The organism is Streptococcus acidominimus (assembly GCF_001921825.1).
GTDB lineage: Bacteria > Bacillota > Bacilli > Lactobacillales > Streptococcaceae > Streptococcus > Streptococcus acidominimus.
Genome location: NZ_MSJL01000061.1, coordinates 1 through 9,598, shown reverse-complemented (window position 1 = coordinate 9,598; position 9,598 = coordinate 1). Strand labels below are relative to the sequence as shown.

General features: G+C 42.9%; 8 protein-coding genes. 5 read left to right on the top strand and 3 right to left on the bottom strand.

Going from position 1 to position 9,598, the window contains the following annotated elements; translation table 11 throughout:
• Window positions 1-242 (top strand): IS3 family transposase (locus tag BU200_RS09545; RefSeq protein ID WP_142237006.1); only part of this gene is annotated, 242 nt, incomplete at its 5' end.
• Between the two features lie 133 nt (window positions 243-375).
• Here BU200_RS09545 and pyk read toward each other — a convergent pair.
• From pyk to BU200_RS09530, 3 genes are all read right to left on the bottom strand, one after another.
• Complete coding sequence (gene pyk / locus BU200_RS09540; protein ID WP_075099926.1) at window positions 376-1,881, bottom strand: pyruvate kinase; 1,506 nt, start codon at window positions 1,879-1,881, stop codon at window positions 376-378.
• Between the two features lie 43 nt (window positions 1,882-1,924).
• Window positions 1,925-2,938, bottom strand: a complete 1,014-nt coding sequence (gene pfkA, locus BU200_RS09535) for a 6-phosphofructokinase (protein WP_075099925.1) — start codon at window positions 2,936-2,938, stop codon at window positions 1,925-1,927.
• Window positions 2,939-3,019: 81 nt separating this feature from the next.
• On the bottom strand, window positions 3,020-6,127 hold the full coding sequence (locus BU200_RS09530; protein ID WP_075099924.1) for a DNA polymerase III subunit alpha: 3,108 nt from the start codon (window positions 6,125-6,127) through the stop codon (window positions 3,020-3,022).
• 1,358 nt (window positions 6,128-7,485) lie between these two features.
• On the opposite strand from BU200_RS09530, the gene BU200_RS09525 reads away from it, so the two are divergent.
• The 4 genes from BU200_RS09525 to BU200_RS11800 form a co-directional block, all read left to right on the top strand.
• Window positions 7,486-7,851, top strand: coding sequence for a GntR family transcriptional regulator (locus BU200_RS09525; RefSeq protein WP_075099923.1), 366 nt, complete (start codon window positions 7,486-7,488; stop codon window positions 7,849-7,851).
• Window positions 7,852-7,855: 4 nt separating this feature from the next.
• Window positions 7,856-8,563 (top strand): ABC transporter ATP-binding protein, encoded by a 708-nt coding sequence (locus BU200_RS09520; protein ID WP_075099922.1) that lies wholly within the window; start codon window positions 7,856-7,858, stop codon window positions 8,561-8,563.
• Between the two features lie 14 nt (window positions 8,564-8,577).
• Window positions 8,578-9,387 (top strand): hypothetical protein, encoded by an 810-nt coding sequence (locus tag BU200_RS09515; protein ID WP_075099921.1) that lies wholly within the window; start codon window positions 8,578-8,580, stop codon window positions 9,385-9,387.
• Between the two features lie 97 nt (window positions 9,388-9,484).
• On the top strand, window positions 9,485-9,598 hold a 114-nt coding region (locus tag BU200_RS11800; RefSeq protein WP_487246359.1), incomplete at its 3' end, for a transposase.

Sequence of the window (9,598 nt, the reverse complement as noted above, 5' to 3'; positions counted from 1 at the left end):
ATTTTACAACACAGGCTGGCATCACTCTATCCATGTCACGAGTTGGGAAATGTATCGACAATGCACCAATTGAAAGTTTCTTTGGGCATTTCAAGACAGAGTCTTATCATCTCAAGAAATACAAGACTTACGAGGAGCTAGTCGCAGATGTGGAAAGCTATATCCAGTTTTACAATACACAACGTTATCAAGCTAAATTAAACAACCTGACCCCTTGGGAATTCAGGAATCAGGTTGCTTAATATCTTTTATTATTTGACTGTCTACTTGACAGGGAGCAGTTCATTTCTCCTGGCGAGGGCTTTGTGCTGTTTTCAAGGTTTTACAGGCGAGGACAAGCCATCAGGGCTTCTGTCCACTTCCTTTTCTAGTGTCTTATTTTACAGTACGGACACGCATTGTGTTTGTTGAACCAGCAACGCCTACTGGCACACCTGCCACGATAACAATGTTGTCACCTGATTGAACAAGACCTGCTTTGATTGCTTCGCGTTCTGCCAATTCAAACATGTCATCAGTAGAAGCTGGTTTGTCAGTCACGACTGGAATAACACCCCAGTTAATCATCAATGATTTTTGTACTTCTTCTGTAAAGGTTACAGCCAAGATGTCTGCGTCTGGACGGTATTTAGAGATCGAACGTGCTGAAAATCCAGTTTCAGTTACGGTTACAACCAATTTGATGTCCATTGAGTGGCAAGCATCACGAACAGCTGACGCAATAACTTCAGTCTTGCTTGTACGTTCAAAGTTTGTCGCGTCTAAACGACCGTATTCGTTCAAGAGAGTTTGCGCATTTTTAGCAATGGTTGCCATTGTACGAACTGATTCTACTGGGTATTTACCGTTCGCTGACTCACCTGAAAGCATGGTTGCATCTGTTCCATCAATAACAGCGTTAAATACGTCTGATACTTCTGAACGAGTTGCACGTGGTTTTTCAGTCATTGTTTCAAGCATGTTTGTTGCTGTAATAACTGCTTTACCAGCTGTATTGACTTTTGTGATTATCATTTTTTGGTAAACTGGAACCATTTCAAATGGTACTTCAATTCCCATGTCACCACGGGCAATCATGATACCGTCTGCTGCGTCAATGATTTCATCAATATTGTCGATACCTTGTTGGTTTTCGATTTTCGCAAACAATTTCACATGATCATTTCCAGTTTCTTCACAGATAGCGCGCACTTCATTCACGTCTTTTGCTGTACGAACGAATGAAATCGCGATAAAGTTCAAGCCTTGCTCAAGACCGAAGCGGATGTCTGCGTTGTCACGTTCAGCAAGCGCTGGGAAAGGAATCTTAGTGTAAGGAATATTTACACCTTTTTGTTTTGCAATCACGCCGTCATTTTCAACGGTTACTTCAAATTCACGCTTTTCATCATCTTTGGCAAAGACACGGAGACCAAGTTTTCCATCATCAACAAGGATTTGTTTCCCAACTTCAACATCATCATAGATGTCAAGACCGCCTGCAACGTTCAAGGCAATCACTTCACGAGTTGATTTGATTCCTTGCTTTGTAGCTACGCGAAGCGTTTCACCAGTTGTATAGGCATATTCTTTGGCATCACCTTCAAACAATTCGGTACGGATTTCTGGGCCTTTTGTATCGAGCAAGAAAGCAACTTTTTGACCAGCGATTTCTTCTGCACGGCGTACTGTTGCCATACGTTCTCCCTGCTCTTGGTGGTCACCATGAGAGAAGTTGAAACGGAAGACGTTTGCCCCTTCTTTAATCAATTCAGCGATCTTTTGAGCAGATGCTTCAACGTCGAGTTTTTCACCCCAGTAACCATCTTCACCGAATTTTTTACCACCACGGATTTCAACCGCAGGACCCAATGTAGCAACAAGTTTTACGCGTTTATTCATGATTTGTTTTTTCTCCTTTTTTGCAACCAGTTTATACGAATGTTTAATAACGAGACAAGCTACGAGCTAGTCCAGCTAATTTGGCATCTCCTTTATGAGGGTTGTTGACAATAATCTTACCATCTTCACCTAGGCAGAAAAGAGCATTTTCTTCTTTCGTACCAAGGATTGGGTTGGCAACAAGATCATCTTTATGAACACCAACGGCAAGACCACCATGACCTTCTTTAAGCAACTCAACGGCATAAGCTCCCAAGCGTGAAGCAAGAACACGGTCACGAACCGTTGGACGACCACCGCGTTGGATGTGACCCAGTTCGATTGCACGAAGATCACTTGTGTCGCCAGCTTCTTTTAATTTTTTCGCAAATTCATGAGCAGACATAACACCTTCAGCAAGCATGACGATATTGTGGTTTTTCCCTTTTTCATATCCCTTACGGATACTTGCAACGACATCTTCAATCTTGAAATCTTCTTCTGGTACGATAATTTCATCCGCACCGATAGCAATACCTGTCCAAAGAGCAATATCACCTGCATGGCGACCCATTACTTCTACAACGAATGTACGGCGGTGACTCATTGCTGTGTCGCGGATTTTATCAACCGCGTCCATCACGGTCATACATGCTGTATCAAAACCAATGGTAAAGTCTGTACCTGGAATGTCATTATCGATAGTTCCTGGAATACCGATCGCTGGGAAACCATGTTCGGTCAAGCGCATAGCACCGTGATATGAACCGTCGCCACCGATTACAACAACTCCCTCAATCCCGTGTTTTTTCAATTGCTCAATCCCTTTTAATTGACCTTCTAATTGAGCAAACTCTGGGTAGCGAGCAGAGTACAACATGGTACCACCAGTTCCTAGAATCCCGCTAACACCTTCTTTGGTCAAAGGGAAAATATCTCCAGCAACCATTCCGGCATAGCCATAGTTAATCCCAAAGACTTCCATCCCTTCTGAAATTGCTTTACGAACGACTGCACGGACGGCAGCATTCATACCAGGGGCGTCACCACCACTGGTCAAAACAGCAATACGTTTCATTTAACTAATGCTCCTTTTTTCATTTTTAACGGTATCATTATATCACATTTACCCGCAGTATGCTTGACTTTTTCTATTTTTTTAGCGAAAAACCGTTTTCATTGAAACTTTCTGTAAGCGATTTTGCAATTCGGTCGATTTTTCAATAAAAATCCGTTCTAATTGCACGGTTTGATTGCGGTTTTGATAGTGTAACACAACGGGAATTGTCCCTGGGTATTCCGATAAAATCCGAGCAATCATCTGGTCATTGTTTCCATTTTCCAGTAGGATCCAAAGTTTTTCAGAATGTGGCTCTTCCAGTCCAGTCAAGACCAACTGTAATTGACCATCTCTTTCTTGAACCCTACCAGTTAGATAGAAAATATCCCCCTCTTTGAGGAAGGTCTGATAGCGTTGGTAGGTTTCGGGAAATAGAGTGACGTCGAGTTTTTTCTTAGTATCCGTCACCTGAATAAATGCCATCTGTTGACCCGTTTTCTTCGTGCGAATGACGCGAACCGACTGAATCTGCCCCAAAACAGTGACCGTACTTCCTGCCAGCAATTCTGAAAACGGGGTATGGGGTCTACTGGACGATGAAGCTAACAGTACTAAGGGATGGGGACTGATACCAACCCCAATAATAGCCTGCTCTAGGCTGAATTTCTCACTATCACTATAATCTTCAGCTTCCTGCCAGCTATAACTTTCCTCTGAAAAGAAGGTGCCAAAAGTATCCGCAAAGACAAAAAGATTGTCCAAATTTTCCAAAATCTTCTTTCGATTCGGTTCAAAAAGATCAAAGAGCCCTAGCTGAATCAAGGGTTTCAGGGTTTCCTGCTTTTTAAATGAGGCAGGCAGGCGCAAGATAAAATCCTCCACACTCTTAAAAGGGCGTTCTTCCATCAGCCAAAAGCTCAAGTCCTTGGGCAAGCCCTTTATATTTTTTAGTCCCATGAAAATCTTCTTCTCGTCAAATTTGTCATGGTAGGGAATGGTATTGATGGTCACTGGTGCCACCTGAAAATCGAATTGTAGGGCGTCGGATATGTAGTCACTACTTGAATAATTCAGCATGATGTCAAAAAAGACATCGGGATAATGGGTTTTAAAATATGCCAATTGAAAGGCGAGGGCTGAATAGGCATAAGCATGACTGCGATTGAAACCATAGCCTGCAAATTTTGCCATCATGGCAAAGATGGCACGCGCCTTGGTCTCATCATGCCCATTTTTGAGAGCACCTGCAAGAAAGTCTGCTTCCATGCTCTGCATTTCTGCCTTATTTTTCTTGGACATGGCACGGCGCAACAAGTCGGCTTTTCCCAGTGTAAATCCCGCAAAGCGCTGGGCAATCTGCATGACCTGCTCCTGATAGAGCATGATCCCATAGGTCGGTCGTAAAATCGTTGCAATCGAATCATCTAACAAATCGACAGCTTCTTGACCGTGCTTGCGCTTGACAAAGTTGTCTGAATAGTCACTTGCTCCTGGGCGATTCAGGCTAGTGGTTGCCACAACATCTTCAAAGCGACTTGGCTGAACCCGTTTCAGAAGATGAATGGCGCCCGGTTGTTCAAACTGGAAGATTCCCTTGGTCTGTCCCTTGGCAAAGAGCGCCAAAGTTGCTTCATCTTCCAAGTTGATCTCGGAAATCAGCATCTTCTTGCCGTATTTTTCTTCGACAGCTGCCGCCATTTTCTGTACGAAGGTGAGATTGCGCAGACCGAGGAAGTCCATTTTTAAGAGACCATTTGCTTCGACCGCATGGGCATCATACTGGGTAATCAGCATGTCCTCACCCGTCTTTAAAGGGATCGTATCCGTCAGCTCTTCATCACTCATCACGACACCTGCCGCATGAATAGAGGTCTGCCGTGGTTGTCCCTCGATCTGCTGGGCAATGGCATAGGCTTTCTGGTATTCAATCTTGCTATTGATCAGCTGCCTAAAGGAGGCATTGCGTTCATAGGCTGTTGCTAGGGTATCGCGGAAAGAAATTTTCTTGGTAATGGCGCTGACTTCGTATTCTGGCGTGCCGTAGCGCTTCAGGACATCACGCAGAGCCTGCTTGGCACCAAAGGTTGAGTAGGTCACAATCTGCGCTGCATGAAATGTCCCGTAACGCTCCCGCACATAGCGGATAAAATCTCCACGGTGGATGTCTGGAATGTCAATATCAATATCGGGCATACTGTAACGTTCCAGATTTAAAAACCGTTCAAAGAGTAGATTATGCTTGACAGGGTCAATCCCTGTAATGTAAAGGACATAGGCAACCAAGCTCCCGACAGCAGAACCACGTCCCATTCCCATATAATAGCCCTGACTGCGCCCAAACCGTAGCAAATCCCAAACGATTAGGAAGTAGTCATCAAAGCCCATTTGGTGGATAACTGCCAACTCCTGCTCCAAGCGCTCCCGATAGGCAGGGGCTGTGAGTCCCCTGCTCCGCAAGCCTTCTTCAGCCTTTTCACGAAGCTCTTCCACCGCTAAGCGATTGCGATTGAAACGAGGCAATTTCAAGTCTTTATTGAGATCATAACCAATGCCAGAGACCAAGCGGTTTAATTCCTCTATTGATTCTGGAAAACGTTGGCGAAAGATCGCTGCCAGACTGTCTAGGCTTAGCAAGGATTGGTTATGAACAATCTGCGAGACTTGGTTGAGCGGGACATTTTCCTGAATGGCATGGAGAACCTGTAAGACCTCGACTTGTCCTTCTTCAAAATACCTCACCGTATGCAAGGGGATCAAGGGACGGCTGGTCGTCAAGGGTGGCGTTGTCTCGCAGACCCCGATATAAAAATCAAGTCCCAGATCATAGGTTTCAATCCCATCAAAATAGGGAATAATGACCGCAATTCCTGTCAGATAAGGTCGGATAGCCTCTAATTCTCTTTGCCCTGTCATCTTGGCTGTTGAGATTTTCAAGAGATTTTGATAACCTGCTGTATTTTGGGCAATAAGCTGAAATACCAAGCTATCTTCGGGAGAGACCCTCAACTCCATTTCACAGCCAATGACCGGCTGAATGCCTGCTTTCTCACACGCCTCCATGAAGCTATAAGCTGCATAGAGATTATCACGATCCATGATCCCCAGATGTGTATAGCCCAGTTCCTTGGCACGCGCCACATAGTGCTCAATAGTCATCATACTATCCATAAAGGTATAGACGGTCTTGGTATCCAACTGTGCTAGCATATCTCCTCCTTTTTCTGATTCCTATTTCTACTCTGCAACAATCATATTCATACTAGTCTAGAGCTACCTCATCATATACTGGTATACCTGTGGCTAGCTAATCCTCTTTAAAACCACATTCACTCTAAGTCAGTAGAGCCTGTGACTAGCTTCCGATTGATTTTCAAAGAGTATAGTTATTTAGTTTACTTTTAGTACTAGCTCAAACAGTCTGGGGAGAGACTGTTTGAGGTCGGAAATAAAGAAAACGAAGTTTTCGTCAACACAGTCTATTCCTAGACTATTTGACACGAGCACTGCTCGTTTTATCTCCCACCTCCCACAGTCTATTCCTAGACTATTTGACACGAGCACTGCTCGTTTTATCTCCCACCTCCCACAGTCTATTCCTAGACTGTGGGAGCGAGCAAAGGCATACCCCATTTATGTATTAACAGTCACTTCCCTGACTGTTAATACCGTATCTGTACAACGAGCAAGCTCGTAACAGCTACGGCAAAATAGGAGTTTTGACGAGTGAAAAGCTCCAGTGGAGGTTTTCAGCCTATTTCCTAAAGAACCATCATCAGCTAAAGCTGAAACAGTTATGTCTCTTTTTTGCACAGCTCGTAGCTCGAGTTCAGTTATACAAGATGTGAAGCCGTTAAAAAACCGAACGAAAAATAGGAGACTGACGAGGTGTTCGATGAACACAAGGAAGTCTATCTTTTTTCCGAGGTTTTAGGCTGAACTCAATTAACCAAGATACGAGGACGTTAAAAGCACACAGTGAAAATAGGAAATACGACGACGAAGCCAGTGAGAGTTTGCTTCGCAAACTTCTATCTTCCACCTCTAAAGGTATAGTATACCTTTAGAGGTGGAAGTATTTATCCCTAAAGGGAGCCACAGCTGACACGAGTTGCACTCGTTCTATCTCCAACCTTCAACAGTCTATCCCCAGACTGTTGAAGCAACTAAAGTTGCAACAGTTGCGTCTCTTTTTCACCTAGTGCTTAGTCCGAGTTCAGTTATACAAGACGAGTTAACGAAGTAATAAAAGATAAACTAAAGGACTATATCATTTGTCTGCTTTCTTATCTACTATTATACACCAAAAAAATGCCCCTTGCTACTATTAACTTTTAGCTTCTTCCTAGGCTAAGACTTCAAACTAATAGATTCCTGATAGAGGAAACTCTAGGGACTGTGGCATCAGGTTTTTCTTGCATCTAGTATGAAACTCTTATTTTTTAGATATTTTCTTTAAAAATTAAAATAATCCTTGCAATCTGATTTAAATTATTGTATTATATAGATAAGACAAGTATACAAATAGACTTGTACGCTATTATTTATTCATATTGAAAGGAGCTATCATGACTTGGAAATTCGATAACAACTTCCCTATCTATATTCAAATCGCCAATACGATTAAATTGCAGATTGTGACACATCAACTCCAGTCAGGGGATAAACTGCCCACTGTCCGTGACTTAGCGGAAATTGCTGGGGTCAATCCCAATACCGTTCAACGCGCCTTGTCCGATCTCGAAAGCGAGGGATTTGTTTACTCGGTTCGTACAACAGGACGCTTCGTGACAGATAACCTTGATCTCATTCAAGAGACTAGAGTTAATCTAGCAAAGGATGAGCTGGAAAACTTTGTCAACAACATGTTAGACTTAGGGTTTGAGCGAAAAGAGCTCGTGCAGCAATTAGATCACTATTTGAAAGGAGAATAAGGATATGGAAAATCATTTTACACTCGTTGAACTTCAACAGGTATCAAAAGCTTACGGCGGTTTGGTGGCACTCAATAATATCAACCTCAAACTGTCTGCTGGAAAAATTATTGGTCTGTTAGGACCAAATGGATCGGGGAAGACGACCTTGATTAAATTGATCAACGGTCTCTTGCAACCTGAATATGGTCAGATTTTAATCAACGGTCGCACACCTTCTCCAGAAACCAAACAAATCGTATCCTACCTACCAGATACGACCTACTTGGATGAAAATATGCGCATCATTGAAGCGATCGAACTCTTCAAAGATTTCTACACTGACTTTGATGAGGCGCGTGCCCTTCACCTCCTCCAAGATCTCAATATCGAGCTTAACAGTCGTATCAAGCATTTATCAAAAGGAAACAAGGAAAAGGTTCAATTGATTTTGGTCATGAGTCGGCAAGCTCTCTTATATGTCCTTGATGAGCCAATCGGTGGTGTCGACCCAGCTGCTCGTGACTATATCTTGCAGACGATTATCAACAACTATTCTCCAACCTCTTCTGTACTGATTTCGACCCACTTGATTTCAGATGTCGAACAGATCCTTGATGAGGTGATCTTCCTCCAGTACGGCAATATCATTCGCCATAGCAATGTGGATGATTTGCGGATCGAAAGTGGAGAATCTATCGATGAACTCTTCCGCCGTGAATTTAAGGCTTAGCAAAGGAGACTATTATGTTTGGAAAGCTATTAAAATATGAATTTAAGTCCGTCGGCAAATGGTATCTCGGACTCTATGCCGCAGCCGGACTACTCTCTGTTATTATTGGACTATGGCTACAAAACCTCCTCCAACGTCCAGAATCCACCTTATATGAGAATGAAGTCAACACTACACTAAGCAATACCTTTGAAGGTGTCATCCTAACGGCAATCATTGCTAGCTTTGCAGTTATCATTGTAGGTCTCTTCCTCTCCACCCTCTTTCTCATTGTCAATCGTTTCAGGAAAAATGTTTACGGTCGACAAGGCTACTTGACCATGACCCTTCCTGTTACGAACCATCAGATCATCCTTAGTAAACTAACGGCTGGTTTCGTCTGGAGCCTCCTATCTGGTATCGCCACTCTATTGTGCATACTTATCATAGCTCTTACAGCTGCTGCTCCAGCAATGAACATTTATACAAGTGAGCTAATCCAGGTGATAAACGAGATCCAACAAAGTCTAGGAACAAACTTTGGGGTTTATTATATCTTTAGTATCCTTGTAAGCACTGCACAGTCTGTTCTCTTAATTTACTTTGCCATTTCACTTGGTCAGCTATTCAAGGATCACCGTACCTTGCTCGCTATCGTCTTCTATTTTGCCATCAACTTTGCGGAAAATATCATCAATTTCATATTGCTGATGCCTATGACTTTATATGATGGATCATTCATAACCACATATAGCATCTTTTCACTATTCCTATCCATCCTCCTCACCATCGGCTACTACTTCGGTACCCACTACATTATGACCCATAAATTGAACTTACAGTAAAGAAAAAAACTCTGAAACACTGAACTGTGATATACTCCCCATATAGTGGACAGTGAAAAAACAAAAATTCACTAGACACTATATGGGGAGTTTTCACATGTCCAAAAGAAGTCCAAAATCAGTAGAAGAAAAGTTAGAAATTGTTTGCTTATTCCTTAACCAAGAACAGTCACTTACCCAACTCAGTAAACAATATCAGGTCGATCATCAA